This window comes from Roseovarius sp. CH_XMU1461 (assembly GCF_037027165.1).
Taxonomy (GTDB): domain Bacteria; phylum Pseudomonadota; class Alphaproteobacteria; order Rhodobacterales; family Rhodobacteraceae; genus Roseovarius; species Roseovarius nubinhibens.
In genome coordinates this window covers 404088-428263 of sequence record NZ_JAYMDV010000003.1, presented here as the reverse complement: position 1 = coordinate 428263, position 24176 = coordinate 404088, and the positions used below count along the sequence as shown (strand labels likewise).

At 65.5% G+C, this 24176-nt stretch carries 20 protein-coding genes and 1 tRNA gene; 10 read left to right on the top strand and 11 right to left on the bottom strand.

The window, feature by feature from the left end; translation table 11 throughout:
• Positions 1-37: 37 nt before the first annotated feature.
• On the top strand, positions 38-877 hold the full coding sequence (locus tag WA237_RS11250; protein WP_336097759.1) for a bifunctional helix-turn-helix domain-containing protein/methylated-DNA--[protein]-cysteine S-methyltransferase: 840 nt from the start codon (positions 38-40) through the stop codon (positions 875-877).
• 5 nt (positions 878-882) lie between these two features.
• Here WA237_RS11250 and WA237_RS11245 read toward each other — a convergent pair whose 3' ends face one another.
• Positions 883-1329, bottom strand: a complete 447-nt coding sequence (locus WA237_RS11245; RefSeq protein ID WP_336097758.1) for a nuclear transport factor 2 family protein — start codon at positions 1327-1329, stop codon at positions 883-885.
• Positions 1330-1545: 216 nt separating this feature from the next.
• Between WA237_RS11245 and WA237_RS11240 the strand changes: the two genes are divergently transcribed.
• The 4 genes from WA237_RS11240 to WA237_RS11225 all read left to right on the top strand — a co-directional run bounded on the left by WA237_RS11240 (position 1546) and on the right by WA237_RS11225 (position 5937).
• Positions 1546-2178 (top strand): OmpA family protein, encoded by a 633-nt coding sequence (locus tag WA237_RS11240; protein ID WP_286910109.1) that lies wholly within the window; start codon positions 1546-1548, stop codon positions 2176-2178.
• Positions 2179-2353: 175 nt separating this feature from the next.
• On the top strand, positions 2354-3457 hold the full coding sequence (gene leuB / locus WA237_RS11235) for a 3-isopropylmalate dehydrogenase (protein WP_009814058.1): 1104 nt from the start codon (positions 2354-2356) through the stop codon (positions 3455-3457).
• 212 nt (positions 3458-3669) lie between these two features.
• Positions 3670-5751, top strand: a complete 2082-nt coding sequence (locus WA237_RS11230; protein ID WP_336097755.1) for a hypothetical protein — start codon at positions 3670-3672, stop codon at positions 5749-5751.
• 109 nt (positions 5752-5860) lie between these two features.
• Positions 5861-5937: transfer RNA gene (locus tag WA237_RS11225), tRNA-Pro, on the top strand.
• 113 nt (positions 5938-6050) lie between these two features.
• Here the strand turns inward: WA237_RS11225 and WA237_RS11220 are convergent.
• Together WA237_RS11220 and WA237_RS11215 are read right to left on the bottom strand one after the other, a co-directional pair.
• The gene (locus WA237_RS11220) at positions 6051-7178 is read right to left on the bottom strand and encodes a class II histone deacetylase (RefSeq protein ID WP_336097753.1); all 1128 of its coding nucleotides are present in this window, start codon (positions 7176-7178) and stop codon (positions 6051-6053) included.
• Positions 7179-7295: 117 nt separating this feature from the next.
• Positions 7296-8258, bottom strand: coding sequence for a LysR family transcriptional regulator (locus tag WA237_RS11215; RefSeq protein WP_336097752.1), 963 nt, complete (start codon positions 8256-8258; stop codon positions 7296-7298).
• A 79-nt stretch (positions 8259-8337) separates the two neighbouring features.
• Between WA237_RS11215 and WA237_RS11210 the strand changes: the two genes are divergently transcribed.
• The 4 genes from WA237_RS11210 to WA237_RS11195 are packed head-to-tail and all read left to right on the top strand — an operon-like array spanning position 8338 to position 15936.
• The gene (locus WA237_RS11210) at positions 8338-9867 is read left to right on the top strand and encodes a trimethylamine methyltransferase family protein (RefSeq protein WP_336097750.1); all 1530 of its coding nucleotides are present in this window, start codon (positions 8338-8340) and stop codon (positions 9865-9867) included.
• Positions 9867-12242: an FAD-dependent oxidoreductase gene (locus WA237_RS11205; protein ID WP_336097749.1), complete on the top strand. Its 2376-nt coding sequence runs from the start codon at positions 9867-9869 to the stop codon at positions 12240-12242. Before WA237_RS11210 ends, WA237_RS11205 begins: the two co-directional genes overlap by 1 nt.
• A complete protein-coding gene (locus tag WA237_RS11200) occupies positions 12239-14617 on the top strand; it encodes a GcvT family protein (RefSeq protein WP_336097748.1) in 2379 nt (792 codons plus the stop codon). Before WA237_RS11205 ends, WA237_RS11200 begins: the two co-directional genes overlap by 4 nt.
• The gene (locus WA237_RS11195; RefSeq protein ID WP_336097747.1) at positions 14614-15936 is read left to right on the top strand and encodes an aspartate aminotransferase family protein; all 1323 of its coding nucleotides are present in this window, start codon (positions 14614-14616) and stop codon (positions 15934-15936) included. The genes WA237_RS11200 and WA237_RS11195 overlap by 4 nt, the downstream gene beginning before the upstream one ends.
• Before the next feature lie 19 nt (positions 15937-15955).
• On the opposite strand, the gene WA237_RS11190 is transcribed toward WA237_RS11195, so the two are convergent.
• From WA237_RS11190 to dctP, 4 genes are all read right to left on the bottom strand, one after another.
• Positions 15956-16660, bottom strand: coding sequence for a GntR family transcriptional regulator (locus tag WA237_RS11190; protein ID WP_336097746.1), 705 nt, complete (start codon positions 16658-16660; stop codon positions 15956-15958).
• A 102-nt stretch (positions 16661-16762) separates the two neighbouring features.
• Entirely contained in the window at positions 16763-18076 is a 1314-nt protein-coding gene (locus tag WA237_RS11185; RefSeq protein WP_336097745.1) for a TRAP transporter large permease, read from the bottom strand.
• Between the two features lie 3 nt (positions 18077-18079).
• Entirely contained in the window at positions 18080-18649 is a 570-nt protein-coding gene (locus tag WA237_RS11180; protein ID WP_336097744.1) for a TRAP transporter small permease subunit, read from the bottom strand.
• 21 nt (positions 18650-18670) lie between these two features.
• Complete coding sequence (dctP, locus tag WA237_RS11175; RefSeq protein ID WP_009814072.1) at positions 18671-19717, bottom strand: TRAP transporter substrate-binding protein DctP; 1047 nt, start codon at positions 19715-19717, stop codon at positions 18671-18673.
• Between the two features lie 226 nt (positions 19718-19943).
• Between dctP and WA237_RS11170 the strand changes: the two genes are divergently transcribed.
• Positions 19944-20969: a histone deacetylase family protein gene (locus WA237_RS11170; RefSeq protein ID WP_336097743.1), complete on the top strand. Its 1026-nt coding sequence runs from the start codon at positions 19944-19946 to the stop codon at positions 20967-20969.
• Here the strand turns inward: WA237_RS11170 and WA237_RS11165 are convergent.
• Genes WA237_RS11165 through WA237_RS11150 form a run of 4 tightly spaced genes read right to left on the bottom strand, consistent with a single transcriptional unit; the run spans position 20966 to position 24172 of the window.
• Positions 20966-21910: a LysR family transcriptional regulator gene (locus tag WA237_RS11165; RefSeq protein ID WP_336097742.1), complete on the bottom strand. Its 945-nt coding sequence runs from the start codon at positions 21908-21910 to the stop codon at positions 20966-20968. The genes WA237_RS11170 and WA237_RS11165 overlap by 4 nt on opposite strands.
• Positions 21907-22575: an aspartate/glutamate racemase family protein gene (locus WA237_RS11160; RefSeq protein WP_336097741.1), complete on the bottom strand. Its 669-nt coding sequence runs from the start codon at positions 22573-22575 to the stop codon at positions 21907-21909. The genes WA237_RS11165 and WA237_RS11160 overlap by 4 nt, the downstream gene beginning before the upstream one ends.
• A gap of 26 nt (positions 22576-22601) precedes the next feature.
• Positions 22602-23540, bottom strand: coding sequence for a dihydrodipicolinate synthase family protein (locus WA237_RS11155; protein WP_336097740.1), 939 nt, complete (start codon positions 23538-23540; stop codon positions 22602-22604).
• Positions 23537-24172 (bottom strand): flavin reductase family protein, encoded by a 636-nt coding sequence (locus tag WA237_RS11150; RefSeq protein WP_336097739.1) that lies wholly within the window; start codon positions 24170-24172, stop codon positions 23537-23539. The genes WA237_RS11155 and WA237_RS11150 overlap by 4 nt, the downstream gene beginning before the upstream one ends.
• Positions 24173-24176 lie beyond the last annotated feature (4 nt).

The window sequence follows — 24176 nt, the reverse complement described above, 5'->3', positions numbered from 1 at the left end:
CGGAGACATGTGTAAAGGCTGCCCCAAGGAGTGTCGGATGAGTGAGCCACAGGGATATCATTATCAGGTGATGCGCCGCGCGATTGATTTGATCGACAGCGGCGCGGCCGGGCAGACGCTCGATGAGCTGGCGGCGGCCATGCATATGAGCCCGGCGCATTTTCAGCGGCTGTTCTCGGCCTGGGCCGGGGTCTCGCCAAAACGGTTCCGGCAATATCTCACGCTGGGCCATGCCAAGGCGCTCTTGGATGAGCGGTTCACCATGCTCGAGACCGCCGATGCGGCGGGGCTGTCGGGGGCGGGGCGGCTGCATGATCTCTTTCTGCGCTGGGAGGCGATGAGCCCCGGTGACTATGCGCGCGGCGGGGCCGGGCTCTGCATCCGCTGGGGCTGGTTCGACAGCCCCTTTGGCGAGAGCCTCGTGATGGGCACCGAGCGTGGCATTTGCGGCATCGGCTTTGCCGCCGAGATGGGGCGCGAGGCCACGATGGAGGATCTGCGCGGGCGCTGGCCCGCGGCGAGTTTCGTGGAAGACCCGGAGGCGCTGCGGCCCTGGGTCGAGACCGCCTATGGGCTGCGCGAGGGCGGCGAGGCGCCGCTTTACCTGATCGGGGCGCCGTTTCAGATCAAGGTCTGGGAGGCGCTGTTGCGGGTGCCGTCGGGACAGGTCACCACCTATTCCGAGATCGCCCAGAGCATCGGCCGTCCCAAGGCGGTGCGCGCGGTGGGCACCGCCGTTGGGCGCAACCCGATCAGCCTGCTCATCCCCTGCCACCGGGCCTTGCGGAAATCCGGCGGGCTTGGCGGCTATCACTGGGGCTTGCCGGTAAAACGGACGATCCTCGCCTGGGAAAGCGCGCGGGCCGAAGCCGGGTAGCGGGTTCAGAACAGCCCGTTCTCATGGGCGGAAAGCCCGGTGATCACCTGCAGCACGTCCCAATGTTCGACGATCTTGCCGCCGGCATCGAAACGGAAAATGTCCATGCCTGCGTAATCATCCGAGCCGGGCCAGATCTGGTGGCAATGCAGCACCACGAGATCCTCTTCGGCCACGGCGCGTTTGATGATCACTTTCTTCTCGGGAAACTCGCGCGCCATGCGTTCGAAATAATCGATGAACCCGGCCTTGCCGTCGCGCACATGCGGGTTGTGCTGAATGTAATCCGCGCCGACATAGCTCTCGACCGCACGGCGGGGATCGGCCTGATTGAACATCAGGTCATAAAAGGCGATGGCGGTTTCCTTGTTGCGTGTCTCAAGGGAGCGGGTCTCAGGCTGCTGGATCTCAGGCTGAGGCGGCTCTGGACTGTGCTGTGCTTGGCCGGACATGGCGGGTACCTCATACGTGAATGCGTGGTCGTGATAATGAACTTGTCATGCGCGAATTGCCGCTTATTTCCCCCTGTCAAATACTTGGGGATCGGCAATCCTAAGCCTATACTTAGCACAGACCCAGTCAATTGGGCCCTAAAATATGCGCCCAAGAGTTTGGGCAATGGAGCAAGAGGCAACGCCATGATGCGAGCAAAACAGATTATCACCTGCATGGCAGGGACGTCCCTTCTTTTGGTCACGGCCTGCGCGGAGCCCGCGCATCTGCAAGGCAATGACCCCAACGCCCGCGCCAAGCAGGGCGCGCTGATCGGCGGTGTGGTGGGCGCGATCACCGGCGCTGCGGCCAGCGACAAGAAGGGCAAGGGCGCGGTCATCGGCGGCGCCATCGGGGCCCTCGGCGGCGCCGCCATCGGCAATGCGCTGGACAAGCAGGCGGCCGAGCTCGAACGCGATCTCAACAATGACAGCGTGACCGTCAACAACACCGGCGACCGTCTCATCGTGACCATGCCGCAGGACATTCTCTTTGCCATCGACAGCTCGACGGTGAATTCGGGCCTGCGCGGCGATCTGCTGACCGTGGCGCGCAGCCTGCAGAGCTATCCCGACACCACGGTGCAGGTGGTCGGCCACACCGACAACACCGGCTCGGCCGCGCATAACCAGGCGCTGTCGGAGCGCCGCGCCAATGCGGTGGCGGATGTGCTGATGAATGGCGGCGTGTCCTTCAGCCGTATTCAGACCTATGGCCGTGGCGAAGATCAGCCGCTCGCCTCGAACCTGACGGCAGAGGGCCGCGCCCAGAACCGCCGGGTCGAGATCGTGATCCTGCCCAACGCCTGATCGGCGACCGAGCGAGACCCAACCAGATCCAACCAAGGCCCGTCCGGCAGACGCCGGGCGGGCCTTTTGCGTGGGGCGCACAGGCGCGGACGGCAGGCCGGGCTTCCTTGACGACCCCCACGCCACGCGCTACGCGGTTGGGCAAGAAATTTTACCATCAAAAAGGACTGCCCAGATGAGCACACCTTCGCTTCTTATCCTGCCCGGCGACGGGATCGGCCCCGAGGTCATGACCGAGGTGCGCAAGGTCATCGACTGGTTCGGCGCCAAGCGCGACCTGGCCTTTGATGTGAGCGAGGATCTGGTGGGCGGCGCGGCCTATGACAAGCATGGCGTGCCGCTGCATGACGACACGATGGCGCGCGCCCAAGAGGTCGACGCGGTGCTGCTCGGCGCGGTGGGTGGCCCGAAATACGACGAGCTCGATTTCTCGGTCAAACCCGAGCGCGGCCTGCTGCGCCTGCGCAAGGAAATGGACCTTTTCGCCAACCTGCGCCCGGCGCAATGCTTTGACGCGCTGGCCGATTTCAGCAGCCTGAAAAAGGACGTGGTCGCCGGTCTCGACATCATGATCGTGCGCGAGCTGACCTCGGGCGTCTATTTCGGCGAGCCGCGCGGCATCTTCGAAGAAGGCAATGAGCGCGTCGGCATCAACACCCAGCGCTACACCGAGAGCGAGATCGAGCGCGCCGCCCGCGCCGCGTTCGAACTGGCGATGCGCCGGAACAAGAAAGTCTGCTCGATGGAGAAGGCCAATGTGATGGAGAGCGGCATTCTCTGGCGCGAAGTCGCGACCCGCGTCGGCAAGGACTACCCCGAGGTCGAGCTGTCGCATATGTATGCCGACAATGGCGCGATGCAGCTCGTGCGGGCGCCGAAACAATTCGACGTGATCCTCACCGACAACCTCTTTGGCGACATCCTGTCGGATTGCGCCGCGATGCTCACCGGCTCGCTCGGCATGCTGCCCTCGGCCTCGCTCGGCGCACCGATGGCCAATGGCCGGCCCAAGGCGCTCTACGAGCCGGTACATGGCTCGGCCCCCGACATCGCGGGTCAGGGCAAGGCGAACCCGATCGCCTGTATCCTGAGCTTTGCCATGGCGCTGCGCTACAGCTTTGATCAGGGCGACGAGGCGACCCGTCTCGAGAACGCCATCGAAGCGGTGCTCGCCTCCGGCGCGCGCACGGCCGATCTCATGGGTCCCGAAGGCGGCACGCCGCTTTCGACCGCCGAGATGGGCGACAAGGTGATCGAGGCGCTCGACCAGAGCCTCTGATCCGCGCTTGGCGTCATGCTGATCCGCCCCCGGTGCCCCGCGCACCGGGGGTTTTTCGTGCTGGACCATCGTCCGGGACTTCCCCTTGACGAAACGCCCCCAGAGCCGGTTTCATGGCCCCATTGTATCGCCCGGACCGGCCCCGGCCTCGGACCCTGTGCCAGGGGCCAAGGATCAAGGGACATTGGGACATTGGGACATAGAGGATTTTCATGACAGGCTCTTTCCTGCCGCGCGCTATCCGACCGAACCAAACTCGGGCCATCGCCGCCGCGCTGGCCTTGGGGGCATCGCTTGTCCCATGGGCCCCGCCGCCCCTGGCCCAGGCCAGCCCGGAGGCGGCAATCGTCACCGAAAGCGAGAGCTTTCAGCTCTTTTGCGTCTCGGATGGGCTCTGCGACGCCGAAAGCCTTGATGCCGAGACCCGCGGACAGGCGCGCGCGACCCTGAAAGAGCTTCAGGCGGCACGAGGCTGGATGGCCGAGCTGGGCTTTCCGGTGGCGCGCGAGAACCTCGAGGCTGCGCAGGACGGGCGCAAGGGGCTGCGGTTTGTCCGCGAGGATGCCCCGTCCGATGTCGGTTGCTCCGAGGGCAGCGCCGCCTGTTTCCGTCTCAACCCGCTCAACAAAGGGCGGTTGAACCTGCCGGTGCGGGCGGTGGGCGACAGCGACAGTGTAGATACCCTAGTGCATGAATATGTCCATGCGGTGCAGCCCGCCCGCGATCCCGGTGCGCTCATCTGGATCAACGAAGCGGTCGCCACCGCTGTTGCCGCGGCCTGGACCCGCAAGCAGGGCGGCGCGCCGGGTGTCTATGAGCCGAAATACCATATGGTGCTCGACCGGGAGTTCCATGACGGGCAGGACGATCCCGGCTATGGGAAATGGGATTACCTGATCTCGCTCGGCGAGGCGATCGGCAGCGCGGACGGGGTGGGCTGGCTCGCGGAGCCGGAGATACTGGACGCTTCTACCAATGCCGGGCTGCGCGGCGGCACTGGCATGTCGCTCTTCTACGACACGCGGCTGACCGGCGGACAGAGTTTCGATCAGTTCTTTCCCCGCTATGTGGCGCGGTTCAACAATGTCGAACCTACGCAAGAGACGCAGCTTGGCCGGACCAGCCGCTATCTCTACTACGGGGATATTGCCCGGCACGAGTTCAGCCTCGCCTCGCCGCGCGAAGCCAAGGAGGTGGCACTCGAAGGCCGCGCCACGGGTTTCGCCGCGCATCCGATGCTTGTATCTCTGGAGGTGGCCGCCACGCCTGACAGCTTGCCTTCGGAGAATGTTTTCGTGGCAGATCTCTGGCTTGCGGGGGCGCTGGAGAAATCCGATCTGTCGCTGATCCGCGAGCATCGGCTCGCCCCCGAACGGCACCGCGATGCGTTGTTGGTGGATGGCAACGCCCCGCCGCCTGAGCTCGGGTTTTTCCGCGTGGCCTATACGCCCGCGCCGGACAGGGCGGCGGGGGCTGCGAAGTTTCTGCTCAAGATCGGCACGCGGCCGGTGGATTTCACCCCGCCCGATTGCTTTCAGGCCGGGCAGGCGGGGGCGTTTCTCGTCGATGGGTTTGGCGATCTCGCCCCGGGCAACTGGCGGCTGCACAGCGACAATGGCACGGTCGAGGGGCTGGTCGTGACACCTGCGCGGGCGGGCAAGATCACCGTTTCGCTCGACATCGACAGCCCGGTGACGCGGGGCGAGACCGGCATCACCCCGAAACGCCCCAAGCGCAGCCGTGTCGCCCTCGGCACCTTTGACGTGGCGGCAGAGGATTGCATGGTCCGGCTGACCATGGGGCCCGCCGTCTTCACCTATGTGGCGCGCGGCAGCTATACCGAGATCATCGCGCCGGGCGGCGAGGCCATGTATTTCGGCGCGCAGGACCTAGCGGCCTGGCAGGGCGGGCACTGGGTCAATGTGCCCGCCATGGCCAAGGGGATGATCCTCGGCAAGATGAAACAGGGCAGCGCGGGGCTTGTCTTTGACTATCCGGGTGCGCATGATGCAGAGGGCGATTTCATGTCGCAGATGCCGCGTATCTGGGCCGAACGGTTTTCCTGGTCCAGGCTGCGCAAGGCCGCCGCCCCGGATGGCGGCAGTCCCAAACGCCGCGCCGCCCCCTGTCCCGATGGCGGCACCGGCTGCCGCGAGACGGTGATCGCGATGGACGGTCATGAGGTGCCGGTGCTTTTCGATGCGCAGGGACGCCCGCGTCGGGTGGTGTTCGACGGGCAGGATGTGCTCTTTGACTATGGCAGCTTTCCGGCGCGCCGCCCGCCCGGCTGGTGATCGGGCTGGTGATCGGGCCGGGCGCAGAGGGCTTTGCCGGCCGGGCCAAGATTCTCGCAACTCCCGTCTTGCAAAGCCCGCGCTTTGCCAGTAACTGGTGCGCCACGGTCGGAGTGTAGCTCAGCTTGGTAGAGCACTGTCTTCGGGAGGCAGGGGTCGGAGGTTCGAATCCTCTCACTCCGACCAGATTATCCAACATATGCCATCAGGCCCAACCTGACCCTCCCGTCAGATCGCGGCGGCGGATGGCGTGTCAGGGCCACAGGCCCAAGGCCTTGCCCCCGTGGCGGCTGGCCCCATCATCCCCCGAAAAACATCTCTTTCACCTGGGCGATGCGCAGCTGCTGATCATGGCTGAGCGATTGGCCGCCAAAGGCTGCGATGATCTCGTCATAGGGGTCGGTGAGGCGCTGGCTGGTGCCGGCGAGGGTTTCGAGCACAGCAAGCCCGCAATAGGGCACATATTGCGGGGAATAGCCGCCCTCATGGGTGACGATGATCCGCCCCCCCGCATGGCGCGTGGCGAGCTCCATGAGCTGACCCATCATCCAGGCGTAATCGCTCGATTTCAGCATCTGCATGCCGAGCGGGTCCATGGCGCAGGAATCAAACCCGCTGGCCACAAGGATCAGCTCGGGCGCAAAGGCGTCGAGCGCCGGCAGGACCAGCTCGTCGAACGCGTGTTTATAGCCGCCGGTGCCGGTGCCGGGGGGCAGCGGGATGTTGAGGTTATGGCCAAGCCCCGCGCCTTCGCCCAGCGCCTCCATCGGGCCGGAGTGGAGCGGAAAGAGATTGTCCTGATGCAGCGAAATCGTCAGCACCGAAGGGTCGTCGTAAAAGATCGCCTCGGTGCCATTGCCATGATGCACGTCCCAATCGACCACCGCGACGCGGCCGATGCCATGCCGCTCTTGGGCGTATTTCGCGCCGATGGCCGCATTGGCAAAGAGGCAAAACCCCATCGCCTTCTCGGGCAGCGCGTGATGCCCCGGCGGACGGCAAAGCACATAGCCATTGTCCCAGTCCCCCGTCATCACCTCATCCACCGCCGCGGTGACCCCGCCCACCGCCAGCCGCGCGATCTCAAGGCTCGCGGGGCCCACCGGGGTGAGCTCGCCCGCGTCGCCGCCGCCCGCGGCACAGATTTTGGCGAGATGGTCGATATGGCTCTGCGGATGAACGAGGCGGAGGATCTCATCGCCCGCCGGTCGTGGCCGGTGCGATGCGAGCTTGGGGGCAAGCTCGGTCGCCTCTACGAGGTTCTGCAGGCGGCGCTTGGTCTCGGGATGTTCAAAATGCAGCCCCGGCTGCATCTCGAGCCCGGGTTCGAGAAAGCCGCACCAATTGAGCGTGTCATGCCAGTAATAGAGCTCGGCGGTCACAAACCCGGTGCGATGGGCGCAGGTGGTGTCAGCGTGAAACTGCATCTCGGTCTCCTTGGGGCGGTTCTTTCGTCATAGCATGGCGGGCCGGGCGGGGATCGGCCAAGAAGGCGCTTCCTAAGCCACGGATCGGCCCTTCCGAACCAGACCCCGGGGCGGGCGCTAGTCACAGCTCACGCTGGCCGCGCCGATCTCGCCCATCTGGGCGACGATCTGGGCCAGCAGGGTCTGCTGGGACATCTTGGCAAACTCCTGTGGCAGATCGTGCAGCTCGCCCTTGCGGGACACCACGGTGAGGGTCCGGGACAGGCCCGGCACCGGCAGGTCGCGGATGCGCAGGCTCATGTTCTCGACCAGCCCATCGATAAGCAGCGTCGGCGTCAGCAGGCTGAACCCCTGTCCCGCCGCGACGCAGGAGGTCACCATGCTCGACCGGTCCGCCTGAATGACCTTGCTCGGCTCGAATCGCAGGCGCCGCAGATGCTGGGCAATCTGGCGTCCGGCATGGGTCGTGTCGCCAAACCGCACCAGTGGCAGCCGCGACTGGATCGTCTCGAGACTGTCCTCGGGGCCGCTGTAATCCTTGGGCAGCACCAACAGATACTGCTCGCTCAGCACATGATGCCGTTCGAGCCCATCCATATCGAGAAACGGGTTGGAGGTGATCGCGAGATCGGCCTGTTTGGTGCGCAAGAGCTGTTCGTGATTGCCGCTCTGCCCGGCATAGAGCGTCATGTCCTTGACGCCAAAGGCGCCTTGCGCGAGGGCGATGAGCGGCGGGGTGAGCGTGGTGGCGATCGAGGCCTGCAGCCCCACCCGCAAGAGCGAGAGCGATTTCTGCCCGACATGGCGCAGCTCGGTTTCCATCTCGGACACCGCGTCGAGGATCTTTTGCGCCTTGAGCAACAGCCGCGCCCCGGCATGGGTCAATCGCGCGGGCCGCGTGCCACGATCAAGAAGCCGGGTGCCAAAGGCCTCTTCCAGCGCCGCGATATGCTGCGATGCGGCCGGCTGCGACAGGTTCAAGAGCTTGGCCCCGGCGCGCATCTGCCCGGTGGCCGCCACTGCAAGGAACACTTCGAGAGAGCGCATGAGCCCCGGAGGGAAGCCGGTTCGATCCAGCATGGCGCATCCTTAGTATAAGAGATTTCAATACTGAGGGGAATTTCTTGGCTTGTGTCAAGCGCCGTAGCAACGTGATCCCATGAAACGAACCCGCAGCTCCCGGCGCCGTGGCGCCCACCCCCAGCAGACGGCGTCAGAGCCGCGCGCGCCCTTCATCCTGCGCAAGCTCTCGACCTTCAATGTGCTGAGCGAGGCCGGGCTCGAACAGATCGAGGCCAATGCCGACACGATCCTCGCCGAGACCGGGATGGAGTTTCAGGGCGATCCCGAAATCCTCGAGATATTCGGCCGGGCAGGCTGTGATGTGGATGGCACGCGGGTGCGTTTCGCGCCCGGGTTCTGCCGCCGGACCATCACCGCCACCGCGCCCGCACAGTTCATCCAGCACGCGCGCAACCCCGCCAATTCGGTGCAGCTCGGCGGCGAGGCCAGCGTGCTCTGCCCGTCCTGGGGGCCGCCCTTCGTGCATGATCTCGACCGGGGGCGGCGCTATGCCTCCTACCGGGATTTCATCAACCTGGTGAAGCTGCACCACACGCTGCCATGGCTGCACCATTCCGGCGGCGTGGTCTGCGAGCCGGTGGATCTGCCGGCCAACAAGCGCCATCTCGACATGCTCTATGGCCATATCCGCCACTCCGACCGGGCCTTTATGGGCGCCTTCATCGGGGCCGAGCGGGCGGGCCATGCCATCGACATGGCGCGGATCGTCTTCGGGGCCGACTTCATGGCGGAGAACGCCGTGCTCTATTGTGTCTCCAACACCAACGCGCCGCTGGTCCTCGACAGCCATATGTCCGGCGCGCTCAAGACCTATGCCCGCGCCGGACAGCCGGTGGCCTGCACGCCCTGGGTTCTGACCGGCGCGATGTCGCCCGCCACCGTGGCCGGGACGCTGGCGCAGATCTTGGCCGAAACCATGGCCACCATGACGCTCACCCAGCTGGTGAACCCCGGCGCGCCCTGCCTGATGGGAAGCTTTGCCTCGACCATGTCGATGAAGACCGGCGCGCCGACCTTTGGCACGCCCGAGGCGGGGCTCTTGGTACTGGCCGCCGGGCAATTGGCGCGCCGCTTGGGGGTGCCTTTGCACACCGTCGGCACGCTCAGCTCGTCCAAGCTCCCCGATGCGCAGAGCCAGCAAGAGGCGGCCTGGGGCTTTTTGATGTCGATGTTTGCCGGGGCCAATCTGATCAACCACGCGACCGGCTGGCTCGAGGGCGGGCTGGTCACCTCGTTCGAGAAAACCATCATCGACCATGATCTCTGCGGCAAAATCGGGCGGTTCTTCGACGGCATCGACATGAGCGAGAACGCGCAGGCGATGGAGGCAATCGCCAAGACCGGACCGGGGCAGCATTTCTTGGGCTCCGAGCATACGCAGGCCAATTACATGAGCGCGCTCTTCCGGCCCTGGACGCCGGATGACAACGCCTTTGAACATTGGCGCGCCGCCGGGGAAAAGGACGCGGGCGCACGCGCCAATGCGCTCTGGAAGTCGCAGCTCGAAAGCTATGAAGACCCCGGTCTCGACCCCGAGATCGACGCGGCGCTGCAGGACTATATCGCGGCGCGGAAGGCCGAAAAACCTGATCAGGATTACTATTGATGCGCCGGGTGTTGATCATCGGCGGCGGTGCCATCGGTCTCTCGGTGGCCTATCATCTGGCCAAGCGCGGCGCGGCGGATGTGACGCTGTTGGAACGCAACCGCCTGACCTCGGGCACTTCGTGGCACGCGGCGGGGATCGTCGGCCCGCTGCGCGCCACGCCGAGTATGACGGCGCTGGCCTCGGCCGCCTTGGAGGTCTTTCCAGAGCTCGAGGCCGAGACCGGCATGGCCACCGGCTATCGGCGCACCGGCGGCTATTGGCTGGCCCGGGTGCCGGAACGGCTGGACGAGCTGCACCGCATCGCGGACTTGGGCCGCACGCAGGGGCTGACGCCTTCGGTCATCGCCGCCGAGGCGGTGGGTCTGCCGATGCTCGATCTGTCGCAGCATGTCGGCGCGCTCCATGTGCCCGAGGATGCCAATGTGAACCCGGTCGATCTCTGCATGGCCTATGCGCGCGGTGCGAAGAACCGGGGCGTGACCCTGCGCGAAGGCGTCGAGGTCGCGCGGCTCTTGGTCGAGGGCCGCCGCGTCACCGGGGTCGCCCTCGCCGATGGCAGCGAAATGCGGGCCGATCAGGTGGTGATCGCCACCGGCGCCTGGTCGCGCGAGCTTGCCGCCACGGCCGGTGTCGCGCTGCCCCTGCAGGCGGTCGAGCATATGTATGTGGTGACGGAGATCATCCCCGATCTGCCCGATCCCTTCCCGGTGATCCGCGATCTGGATCGCGGCATTTACCTCAAGGGCGACGCGGGCAAGCTGGTCATCGGCGGGTTTGAACCGAAGGCCAAATGCTGGGATCCCTATGGGCCGGAGGGCAACCGCGCCTTTCTCGAAATGGCCGAGGATTGGGAGCAATTCAGCCCCTTCATGGAGGCGGCGCTCGATCTTTGCCCGGGGTTGGCCACCACCGGCATTCAGCATTTCATGAACGGCCCTGAGAGCTTTACCGCCGACACCCGGCCGCTGGTGGGCGAAACTGCGGTCGACGGTCTCTTTGTGGCGGCGGGGATGAATTCGGTCGGTGTTATGTCTTCGGCCGGCATTGGCCGGGCGCTGGCGAATTGGATGGTGGACGGCCATCCGCCGATGAACATGTGGGAGGTGGATGTGGCGCGGGTCGATCCGGCGCGCGCCGCCCCGGCCCATATGGCGGCCCGCATGGACGAGGCGGTGGCCGATCTCTTTGCCCTGCATTGGCCCTATAAACAGCCCAAATCGGGCCGCGATCTGCGCCGCTCGGCGCTGCATGACTGCTGGGCCAAGGCGGGGGCACAGTTCGGCCAGACCGCCGGGTGGGAGCGCGGGCTCTGGTATGGCGCGGCTCAGCCCTATTCGGTGGGGGCGCAGCCCTGGTGGCCCGCAGCCGAGTCAGAGGCCGCCCAGATGGCCCAGGGCACGGCGCTCATTGATCTGAGCCCCTTTACCAAGATCGACCTGCGCGGGCCGAACGTGGCGCAAGCGCTCAATGATCTCTGCACCGCGCAGATGGATGTGCCGCCGGGCCGCGCGGTCTATAGCCAGATCCTCAACCCGCGCGGTGGGATCGAGATGGATGTCACCGTCTCGCGCCTCGCCGAGGATCATTTCCACATCACTTCGGGCGCCGCCACCCGCGCCCGCGATCTGGCCTATCTGCGCCGCGCCCTGCCCAGCACCGTGACCCTCACCGACCGCACCGAGGCCTATTGCACGCTCGGCGTGATGGGGGCAGGGGCGGCGCATATGCTGCGCGCCTGGGACGAAGACACCGCCTGGGCCGCCGCGCCCTTGGGCGAGCTGCGCGATCTGCTGATCGACGGCCACCGCGCCCGCGCCACGCGGATCAGCTTTGTCGGCGAATACGGCTGGGAACTGACCCTGCCCAACAGCATCGCGCCGCGTGTCTTCGACAGGCTCTATGCCGCTGGGGCCCGGCCGCTTGGCCATTTCGCCCTCGATGGCTGCCGCATCGAGAAAGGGTTCAAGCATTGGGGCCATGACCTCAGCCCCGCGATCACGCCGCTCGAGGCGGGGCTTGGCTTTACCATCGACTGGCGCAAGAATTTCACCGGCAAAGAGGCGCTCGCGGCGCAACAATCCCAAGGCCTGCGCCGACGGCTCCTCTTGCTGGAGGTCACTGGCGCCCCGCTTCTCTTGCATGACGAGCCGGTCTTTGAGGCGGGCCGTCACGTGGGCTTTACCACCTCCGGCGCGCGCGGCCCGCGCACCGGGCTCAACCTCTGTTTCGCGCTGATCGACACCGAGCCGGGCGAGACGCTGGACGACAGCTGCGCGCGAAACTTCTGCGTCAGGATTGCCGGGCAGGACCATGCGGCCACGCCGCTCCGCCGCCCGGCCTTTGATCCCACTCATGAAAGGATGCGCGCATGACCAAGGTGCAAGTGGTCATCATCGGCGGCGGCGCGATGGGCGTGTCGCTGCTCTACCATCTGGTCAAGGCCGGATGGCGCGATCTGCTGCTCGTTGAAAAGAACGACCTGACCCATGGCTCGACCTGGCATGCGGCGGGGCTTTGCACCCATTTCGCCCATAACGCCACCATTCAGGAGCTGCGCGCCACCTCGGTGCGGCTCTACCGGGACATCCTGCCGCAAGAGACCGGCCGCGACTGCGGCTTTCACCGCTCGGGCGCGATGCGCATCACCCGCAATCCCGACCGGATGGACGAGTTTCGTCATGTCGCGGGGCTGTCAGAATTCACCGGCTATCCGCTCGAGGTGCTGACGCCTGACCGCATCGCAGAGCTGCATCCGCTGGCGCGTCTCGACGGGCTGATCGGTGGCATCTACGAGCCTGACGATGGCCATGTCGACCCGACGCTGGCGACGCAAGCCATGGCCGAAATGGCCCGCAAGGGCGGCGCGCAGATCTGGCGCAACTGTCCGGTCGAGGCGATCCGCCACGACCGCGGCCGCTGGCAGATCGAAACCGCCAAAGGCCCGGTCGAGAGCCTGCATGTGGTCAATGCTGCCGGCACCTGGGGCTGGGAAGTGGGGCAGATGATGGGGGTGAACATCCCCTCCGTGCCGGTGCTGCACCAATATCTGGTGACCGACACCATCCCCGCCGTGGCCGAGAGGATCGCGGGCGGCTTGCCAGAGCTGCCAATGATCCGCGACCCGGAGGAGAGCTGGTACGTGCGCCAGGAACGCGACGGGCTGATCCTTGGGCCTTATGAGAAAGAGGCGCAGGTCTGGTCCGTCGATGGCGTGCCGCCCGCCTTCGGGGCCGAGCTGATGCCGCCCGATCTCGATCGTGTCGCCCATATCATCGAGGCCGCGATGGCGCGTCTCCCGGCGCTCGAAACCGGCGGCGTGAAAACCGTGGTCAACGGGCCGATCACCTTTACCCCCGACGCCAACCCGCTCATCGGTCCGGCCCATGGCCACGACACCGCCTGGCTTTTGACCGGCTCGTCGATGGGGGTGATGGAGGGCGGCGGCGCGGGCTGGTTCCTCGCCCATTGGATGACCCATGGCGCGCCGCCGATGGATGCGCTGGCGGTCGACAGCCGCCGCTTTGGCGCCTGGGCCGACCGCGAGTATCGCGTGGCCAAGGCGGTGGAATGTTTCGGCCTGCAATTCGGCGTGCATTACCCGCATGAGGAACGCCCCGCCGGGCGCGGCCTGCGCCTGTCGCCGCTGCATGACCTGATGATCGCCCGTGGCGCGGTGATGGGGGCGGCGCATGGCTGGGAACGGCCCAATTGGTTCTCGGAGACGCCAAATGCGAGGCCTGAGGAAAGCTTTCGCCGCGCCAATTGGTTCGCGCCGGTCGCCCGCGAGGTCAGCGCCGCCACCTCGCGCGTGGCCATGGCCGATCTCTCGGTCTTCTCCAAGTTCGAGATCACCGGCGCGGATCTGGGCGCGTTTCTCGAAACCCTCGGGGCCAATCGCGCGCCACATCCGGGCCGCATCGGGCTTTGCCATGGGCTGACCCCGGCGGGCGGTGTTCTGTCGGAGTTTACCGTCACCCGGCTCGCCGAGGACCACGCCTATCTGACCTCCGCCGCCGCCGCCGAAGAGATCGACCTCGACCTGCTGCGCCGCAGGGCCAAGGGCATGGATGTCGAAATCCGCAATGTCACCGAAGATTTCGCGGTGATCGCGGTGATGGGCCCCAAAGCGCCGGAGACCTGCCCCGAGCTGGTCGATATGCCCTGGCTCAGCGCCCGCGAGACGACGCTCGACGGCATCGCCATCCGCGCCTTGCGTCTGTCTTACATCGGCGAATGCGGCTGGGAGCTGCATGTCGCGCGCGGTGCCGCCACCGCGCTCTTTGAGCTGCTGGAACACCGGGCCAAGCCCCATGGCCTTGGCTTTTATGGGGCCTATGCCGCCAATTCCATGCGGCTCGAGAAGGGCTATCGCGGCTGGGGCAGTGACCTCACCACCGAACGCAGCCCGCTCGAGGCAGGTCTGACTGCCTTTGTCCGCAAGGACCTGCGCGACGGCCTCGCCCGCGACCCGGCTTGGGAGATGGTCCTGCTGGAGATCGAGACGGGCGAGGTTGATCCGTTTTACGCCCATAGCGTCTGGCAAGGCGACCGGCCGGTAGGCATCGTGACCTCGGGCGCCTATGGTCATCGCACCGGCAAGGTTCTGGCGCTGGCCTATCTGCGCGACGCCACCGCGCGCGACGGGCTCAGCGTCTCCATCCTCGGACAGCGCCGCGCGGCCACGATCCTGCCGCAGGCGCCTTTTGATCCTGACGACACCCGCATGAAACCCGGAGCAACGCCATGAACGAACATCCCCTGCACACCGACTGGAATTTCGACAGCACCGCCGCGCGGCGCGATCAATATTACGCGGCCTCGCTCACCCGGTTCACGCCCTTCCGCGATCCCATCGTGTTCAAGAAGGGGCAGGGCCAGTATCTGTGGGACACGGACGGGCGCAAATATACCGATCTTCTCGGCATGAATGTCTGTATCTCGGTCGGCCATTCGCACCCGCGCGTCGTCGCCGCCGCCATGGATCAAGCGCAGGAGCTGACCCATTGCACCACCATGTTCTATCATCCGACGCCCGCCCATCTCGCCGAGGAACTGGCCGCGACCATGCCGAAAGGCCATGACTGGGTGGTGCATCTGACCAATTCCGGCTCCGAGGCCATTGATCTCGCCATGACCATGGCGCGCACCTATACCGGCAATCTCGATCTGCTGGCGCTGCGCACCGCCTATCACGGGCCGACGGCGGCGGCGCAATCGATCACCGGCATCGCGGGCTGGCGGCATCCGGGGATGCCGGGCAACGTGGCCTTCGTGCCAGAGCCCAACCAGTATCGCGGCATCTTTGGCGAGGGGACAGATCCCTATCTCGACGAGATCACCCGCACCATTCAGACCGCCACCTCCGGCAAGCTCGCCGGGATCTTTGTCGAAAGCGTGCAGGGCTATGGCGGCATCATCGCCATGCCGCCGGGATATATGTCCGGGGCCGCCGACCGGGTGCGCGCGGCGGGCGGGCTCTATATCGCGGATGAGGTGCAATCGGGCTTTGGCCGCACCGGCGATCATTTCTGGGGGTTTGAGGCGGATGGCGTCGTGCCCGATATCGTGGTGATGGCCAAGGGGCTCGGCAATGGCTTTCCCATCGGCGCGGTGGTCGCCAAGAAAGAGGTCGCCGCGCCGATGGCGGAGAAATTCATGTTCCATACCTATGGGGCAAACCCGACCTCTGCCGCCGCCGCCCGCGCCGTGCTCGCCGTGATGCGCGACGAAGGCCTGCAAGAGAACGCGCGGGTCGTTGGGGCCAAGCTCTTGGAACGGCTGCAGGATCTCAAGGACAAGCATTCCGCCATCGGCGATGTGCGCGGCAAGGGGCTGATGCTGGCGCTGGAGTTTGTCACCGACCGCGACAGCAAGACCCCGGATAAGGAGATGACCGCTGAGGCCTTCGAGGCCTGCCGCGCCGAGGGCATCATCCTGTCGAAATCCGGACCGTTTCAGCAATGCCTGCGCATGGTCCCGCCGCTCTGCCTGTCGCAAGAGGATGTCGACCACGTGACCACCAGCCTCGACGGCGCCCTCTCCGCCGCCGCCAAGCTGCGCCGCTAGCGGGCAAGGGGGCAGGGCGTCAGAGCACCATCTTCTGCCGCCGGTCGCGGGCAATCAGCCCGCGGATCTGCGCCACGATCTGATCGGCATGGTCGGACGCCAGCCGATCGGCGAGCTCCACATCGCGGGCCTCGATGGCGGCGATGATCTCTTCGTGTTCGGCGGCATAGGCCTGCGGCAGCCGGTCCTCGAAGGAGGAATAATATAGCCGCAACAGCCGCCGCCCCTCGTCGAGCACCCGCAGGCACAGCCCTTCGAAATAATGGTTGCGCCCCGCCGCCGCGATGGCTGCGTGCAGCTCGCGGTTGGTGGCGATCATCGCCAGCGCATCCTGCTCGGTCACCGCCTGCACGAACCGCGCCTGCCACTGCCGGATGGGATCGAGATCCTCGGGCTGATGATACTGCGCCGCGAGCCGCGCGGTGACCCGGTACATGAGCGTGATCGTGTCGAAAAACGTGTGCAGGTTGAGGAAATCGATATTGGCCACCACCGCCGTCCGGTTCGGCAGCGCAGTGACCAGCCCTTCGCCCGCCAGCCGCACCAGCGCCTCGCGAATGGGCGTGCGCGACATCGACAGCCGCTCGGCCAGCTGCGCCTCGTCAATCGGGCTGCCCGGCGCCCGGGTGAGCTCGATGATCTCGTCGCGCAGCACCTCATAGACCGTCTGCGCCCCCGACCCGCGCTTGCGGAGCTTGGCCTTGGTGACGGGTTTGGAACACATGAAACACCCTCCGGTAAACAGACATGACATAGGCGCGGCCCAAGCCCGATGACAAGCCGCGAGAACGCTACCTGGGCGAGGCGAGCCCGCCCAAGCCTGGGATCAGAACCCGACGATCCGCTCTGGCAGCCAGGTCACCAGCGCCGGGAAGAGCGCGATGAGGATCAGCGTGAACACCTGCATAGCGATAAAGGGCAGCACGCCGCGGCACATCTGGCCATAGGTCATGTCCGGCGGCGCGATGGATTTGAGGTAGAAGATCGACGACGCCATCGGCGGCGTGAGATAGCCGGTCTGGATCACCACCAGCACCATCGTCGCGAACCAGATCGGATCGACCCCGGCCTCGCGGATGAACGGGGTGAAGAGCGGCACACAGATGAGCACATTCGCCGTCCAGTCGAGGACAAAGCCCAGCACGAACACCACCAGAAGAAAGAACATCAGCATCTGCGCCGTGCCAAGCCCCGCGCTCTCGATGAAATCACGGATCATCCGCGCCCCGCCATTGGCGGCAAAGCTGCTCATGAACATCGTCCCGGCCGCCACGATGAGCAGGATCATCGCCGAGATCCGCACCGTCACCCGCAGCGACGCGCCGAGCATCGGCAGCGAAAACCGCCCATTGGCGAGGGTGAGCAACAGCGCTCCGGCCGCCCCCACCGCCGCCGCCTCGGTGGGCGAGGCGATCCCGGCCAGGATCGAGCCGAGCACCGCGAAGATCAAGCCAAAGACCGGCACCATCACCTGCGCCGTGATCCAGAGCTTTTCGCCAAGCGGGCGGCCGCATTCGTCGCGCGTCTCAGGCGCCAGAGGCACCGGACGCAACAGCCCATGCACAAAGATATAGGCAAGGAACAGCACCACCATCAAAAGCCCCGGCAGCATCATCCCCGCCAGCAGCTTGCCCACCGACATCTGCGCCAGCGAGGCATACATCACCGCGATCACCGAGGGCGGGATCATCGTTCCAAGCGAGCCACCGGCACAGATCGTCCCGGCGATGAGCACATTGTCATACCGCGCCTTCTGCATGGCCGGGATCGCCATCATGCCGATCATCACCTCGACCGCGCCGACCACTCCGGCGGCGGCGGCAAACACCGCGCCCATGGCAATCGTCGCAATCGCCAGCCCGCCGGGCAGACGGCCAAGCCACATGTTCATCACCCGGTAAAGACGCTCGGCAATCCCCGAGCGTTCGAGCAACGCGCCCATCAGGATGAACATCGGAATCGCCGACAGGATGAAATTGGTCGAGGCGGTGTAGAACGAGCCATAGAGCTGGTTAAAGGCCACCGGCCCAAAGGCCGTGATCGCCGCGCCCACGGCCACGATGGCCAGCGAAAAAGCGATGGGCAGGCCCAGAAGGATCAGCGCGAAGAGCGCCGGGAACATCAATGCTGCGATTTCCATGGGTCAGGCCTCGGACTTGGGGGATGTGGCGGTGTCGAATTTGGGCAGGTCGAGCGGCGGCGCGTCATGCGGGGCGGGCGGTTTGCGCTGCCCCGCAAAGGCGCGCCAGCCTTCCGCCGCGAGCTGCAGCGTCAGCCCCGCCATGCCCAGCGCCAGCACCGTGTAGAACGGCCACATCAGCGGCGCCCAAGGGCTCACATGTTCGACCTCGCCATGCACATAGGCGCGCAGCGCCCGCTCGCCCGCGATCTTGCTGAGCCAGCCCATGATCGGCGCCAGCACCAGCAAAAATGCCACCCCGTCGATCATGTCGCGCAGCCGCGCCGGCATCCGCGACGACAAAAGATCGACGCGCACATGGGCATCTTCGCGCAGCGTCTGGGCACAGCCCAGAATGAACAGCGTGCCGGTGCTCATATAGGCAATGTCGAAGGCCCAGAGGGTCGGCGCGCCAAACAGATAGCGCGCCGCAACTTCATAGAGCATCGAGGCAATCAGGATGAGCACCATGGCCTGTGCCGCATAATCCAGCACGCTGGATATCCGGTCGACGAGTTTGAGGATCATCTGCATCCCTATGCCTCCCTTGCTGGATCAGTGGCCGTTGCGGATCAGATACCCGCTCTGCGCGGCCCAACGATCCTTATAGGCGAGATATTCGTCGAGAATGGCGGCCATACCGGCATCTTCGGCGGCTTTCTTCTTGATCCAGTCGACACCCGCAGCAGAGAGCTCGTCCTGCACCGATTGGTCCAGCTCGATCACCTCGGCCTTGCTCCCGGCAAAGGTCTCCATCGCCTTCATGTCCTTGTCATAGAAGTTGAGAAGAGCCTGCAGCGTGGTCAGCTCGGCCGCCGCTTCGATCTTGGGCTTGAGCGCCTCGTCGAGCGCGTCCCAGGTCTCTTGCTTGAGAACCACTTCCCACAGGAAGGTGGGCTGATGGATGCCCGGCGTGATGATATAGGGGGCCGCCTCGTGGAACCCTTCGGGCAGGTTGGCCGAGGGCGGGGCCCATTCGATGGCATCGACGCCGCGACGCTCGAGCAGCGTGTAGATCTCTCCGGGGGGCACCACGGTCGGCACCGCGCCGAAATAGTCGCGCATCACTTCGGCCCAGGGGCCAGAGGTCCGGTACTTGAGACCCTTGAGGTCCTCGGTGCTGCGGATTTCCTTGTTGCTATGCGCCATGATCTCGGACGAGCCGATGCCGACGATCAGCGATTTGAGCCCCTCTTGCGCGCGCAGCTCCGACAGCTTCTCTTGACCGCCCGCCTCATAGATCCAGGTCACATAGGCCTCGGGGCCCATGCCGCCGGGAAAGCCTGCAAAGATCGCGTTGACCGGGTTCTGGTTGACCAGATAGCTCGGCGTCGAATGGCCGGCCTCGACGATGCCGTCCTTGACCCCGTCATAGACCTGCAGCGCGGGCACGAGAATACCGGCGCCAAAGGGCTGCACCTCGACCGCGCCATCGGTCATCAGCGTCACGTTGTCGGCAAAGCGTTCCAGGAAATTGACATAGAAGGGCGAGCCTTCGGGAACCGAGGTCGGCACGCGCCAGGTCACATCCTGGGCCAGCGACGCCGACCCGATCAGCGCCAGCGCACCGGCGGCGGCAAGGGTTTTCAGGGTGAAGTTCATGGTCGTCTCCTCTGTTGGGCTGTCCGCGTCACCTTCTCCGGGCGCGGCAGATGTATCCAATATACATATGGTCGAAATTGAGTCGACACAAAAAATACATGATGCGGTTTTCCGGGGTGGGCACTGCCTGAAACTCGGGCTGCGGGTCTTGCCAATGCCGCCAATATCGCCACAGTCGCGTTACCGTCGAAATACCGACGTAGTACCGACACGACAGGACAGCCCGATGAAAGCCATTTTCGACGACCGCCAACGCCGCCACGATCCGCAGTTCCGCCTGCTCGATGGCAAGATCATCGAAAACCCCGATCGCCCGGCGCGTGTCGATGTTCTGCTCGATGGTGTGGCGCGGGCGGGCTGTGCCCTCACTCCGGCGCAAGACCATGGAATCGCTCCGATTTCTGCGCTGCATACGCCGCGCTATATCGACTTTTTGCGAACGATTCATGCCCGTCGATCGGCCCTTGTGGGCGATCTGTCCGAGGTCGTGCCAAGCCGCACCTGCCCGGACCGCAGCATGAATTATTCCTATGACACCGAGGCCCTGATGGCCTTTCACAATGCCGACACCTCCTGCCCGATCTCGGCCCAGTCCTGGGAGGCGATCTACTGGTCCGCCCAGACCGCTGTGACCGGGGCCAAAGCGTTGCTTTCGGGGGATAAAACCGCCTATGCGCTCTGCCGTCCCTCGGGCCATCACGCCTATGCCGAGCTGGCGGGCGGCTTTTGCTTTCTCAACAATTCCGGCATCGCCGCCGAACAGCTGCGCCAAGCCGGTCACCGCCCTGCGATCCTCGATATCGACGTCCACCACGGCAATGGCACCCAAGGCATTTTCTACGACCGCGACGACGTGCTGACCGTCTCTCTCCATGTCGATCCCGCCCAGTTCTACCCCTTCTTCGCCGGCGCCGCCTGCGAGACCGGCCAAGGCCGCGGCGCGGGCTTCAATCTCAACCTGCCGCTGGCTCGCGGTCAGGGCGATGCCGACTACCTCGCCACGCTCGACCGGGCCTTGGCCCATATCGACGCGTTCGGGGCCTCGGTCATCGTTGTGGCACTGGGGCTCGATGCCCATGAAGGCGATCCTTTTCAAGGGCTTAAGGTCACAACCGACGGGTTCGCCGAGATCGCCCGCGCCATCGCCAGCCTCGGGTTGCCGGTGCTCAACGTCCAGGAAGGCGGCTATATGCAGCCCGCGCTGGGCGACAATCTGGCGCGCTATCTTGGCGCGATGGCCGAGGCAGTCTAGCGCAGCGGCACGCCTGCGGGCTGGCTCTCATGTTCGTCCATCACCTGTGACACTTCCTTGACGAAATCCGACGCCAGCCGCGGCAGCACCGTGTCCTTACGCGTCAACAGGCAGGCATTCATCTGGATCGACGGCGTGAACGGTTTCACGACGAGGTCCATTTTCGCAATCATTGCAGGGGTATAGCTGTCGACGATGGCAATCCCCAACCCGGCATTGGCGAGCACCGCCGCTGAATGGCAGTAACGCACCTCGACCGCCGGACGATAAGGCGCATTGGCCGCCTCGAACGCCTGCCGCAGCAGCACCCCGAGCCGCGACCCCCGGTCGAGCCCGAGCCCCATATGCCCATGCTCGGCGCAGTCGCCCGCCGTGACAAAGGGCTTGGCCGCCAGCGGGTGATCCTTGGCCAAAAGCGCCACCATCGGCGTCACTTTCATCACCGTGACATCAATGCCCGGATGCGATTGCATCCCCAGCAAAAAGGCGAAATCCACCGTGCCCGCCTCGACCGCCTCGATCACATTCTCCATCCGGCGGATGTCGAACTGAACGCTAACGCCTTGACGTGTCTTGAGAAATCGCTTGAGCGCCAGCGGCATGACCGAATGGCCAAGCGGCGGCGTGGCAAGCACCCGCAGCACGCCTGACCGGCCCTCGCGCAGGTCGCGCACGCGGGTCTCGAGGCTGCGCAGGTTGAGGAAAATCGGCTCGATCTCGGTGAAGAGAATGCGCGCCTCCTGTGTCGGGACAAGCCGCCGGTTGCGCCGCTCGAAGAGCTGAAACCCGAGCTGTTCCTCGAGCTGCCGGATCGCCAGGGACACGGCAGGCTGTGAAATCCCCAGATCCTCGGCCGCCTGCACCGTGGTCTGATGGGTCATCATCGCGCCAAAGACCTCGAGCAGGCGAAGCGACAGGTCATTTTTGCGCGAAATCTTCATATATTGGCCGCCAATACAGTGCCAAGCGCCATGGCCGTCGCCGCCTGCACCGGGTCGATCACCACGACGCCCAGCGCCTCTTCGAGGGGTTTGCGATGCCGCGCCATCCCGGCACAGCCCAGCAGGATCGCGCCCGCGCCCCGGTCGCGCAGCGCGCCGCCCGTCTCGACCAGCCGGTCAAAGGTGCCCGCGCCGCGTGCCGTTTCATCGACGCTCATGTTGAGGGCAATTTCGCCCACCAGCCGCCCCAGAACGCCCATCCGCGCCATGGTCCGCCGGTGCCGCGCGATGGAGGGCTCGGCCACCGCGATCACCCCAAAGAGATCGGCCCGCGCCATGGCGGTGAGCACGCCCGCGTCCTGGATGCCAAAGACCGGCACCGGGCTGATCGAGCGGCAGGCGTCGAGCCCGGGATCGGAATAGCAGGCGATGACATGGGCCGAGGCATCGGGGCGCGACTGCACCAGCCGGGTGAGCGGCAGGATCACGCTGTCGCTGTCGATCTGGCTCTGGATGCCGAACGGCCCTTCCGCGAGGGTCAGGCATTCGATCTCGGGCCCGTGCGGCGTGGCAAAGGGGGCCAGCGCATCGACGAGCCCGTCGGTCACATGGGTGTTGGAGTTCGGGTTGATGACGAGGATCGGGCCGGGGCGGGTGTCGGGCATGGTTGGGCTTTCTGAGGGGCGCGGGGTCAAGTGTCGAGCGCGGCGAGCTTTTGGTCAAGCCGCGCCATGAGGCGGGTGAGATCGGCATGGTCGGCGGCGCTCATCACGGGGCCGGGGGCGCGGACCTTGGGCGAGGCGAGAACGCCGCGCCGGTGCAGGATTTCCTTGCGGATGGCGAGGCCGAGCCCGAGCTGTTGTTCGTAGCGGACCATGGGCAGATAGGCGTCAAAGAGGTCTTCGGCCCCGTCCACATCGCCGGCCTGATGCCGGCGCACCACTTCGACCAGCATCTCGGGATAGGCAAAGCCGGTCATCGCCCCATCGGCGCCGCGTTGCAATTCCTGCGGCAAGAAGAGCGCCGCATTGCCGACGAGGATCGAGATCCGGTCGATCTGATCGGTGTCGGTCTCGGCGCGCATCCGGTCGAGCTTGTTCAGCCCCGGCCAGTCCTCGTGTTTGAGCATGATGATCTGCGGATTGTCGCGGAAGATGTCGAGCAGGGTCTCGGTCGAGAAATTGACCTTGGTGGTCATCGGATAATCCTGCAGGCAGATCGGCACATCGGGGCCGAGCGTCTGACAGACCTGCGCGAAGTATTTCTTCTGCTGGGCATCGGTTTGCAGGCTCGGCATCGGGGCGACCATGACGCCCGCGGCACCGGCCGCCATCACTCGGTCGGTCAGCGCCTTCATCGGGTCGAGCCCGGCCCCGGACACGCCCACGATCACCGGCACGCGGCCCGCCACGCGATCCAGCACACGGGTTGCAAATTGGGCGGATTCCTCGCCCGAGAGCTTGGGGGCCTCGCCCATGATGCCGAGAATTGTCATGCCCGTGACACCGCAGTCGAGATAGAAATCGACCATCCGGTCGGTGCTCTCGAGATCGAGACTGCCATCCTCGGCAAAGGGGGTGGCGGCGATGATATAGACGCCCTGGGCGTGGCGGTCGAAACGATTGGTCATTCTGTCCTCGTTGAGCTCTCGGCCAAAGGGGCCGGAATGGTCAGGCGATCACTTTCCACGAGCCGCGCATACCGGTCGGCAAAGAGCCGCGCGGTGGGCAGGGACTCGCCCCAGTTTACATAGCAGGTGTCAAGATCGATGAGCCCGTCACGCGCGCTGATCGCCAGCGCCTCGCCGACGAGAATGCAGCGCTCGGGGCTGAGCGACAAAGCGACGGTCTTGCGACATTCGAGCGCCACGGGCGCAAGGGCAAGCCGGGGCGGAGCGACCATTCTGGAGGGCTGCGTGGCGAGGCCTAGCGCCTCGGTCTCGCTCGCCCCCGGGGCGTATCTGGCGGCGCTGTCGACCATCACGGCGTTGAGATCGGGAGTCAGCATATGGACCACGAACTCGCCCGTGCGCTCGATGTTGCGGGTGGTGTCCTTGGGCGTGCCATCCGCATGATGTTCAAGCCCGAGGATCACGGTGGCCGGATCGGCGCCGAAAACATTGAAGAATGAAAAGGGCGCGAGGTTGGTCGACCCGTCGGAATTGCAGGTGGTGACCCAGGCAATGGGCCGCGGGATCACCACACCGCACAAGAGCTTGTAGCGGTCCCGCGGGTCGAGCTTGCCAAGGTCGATGTCCAGCATGTCA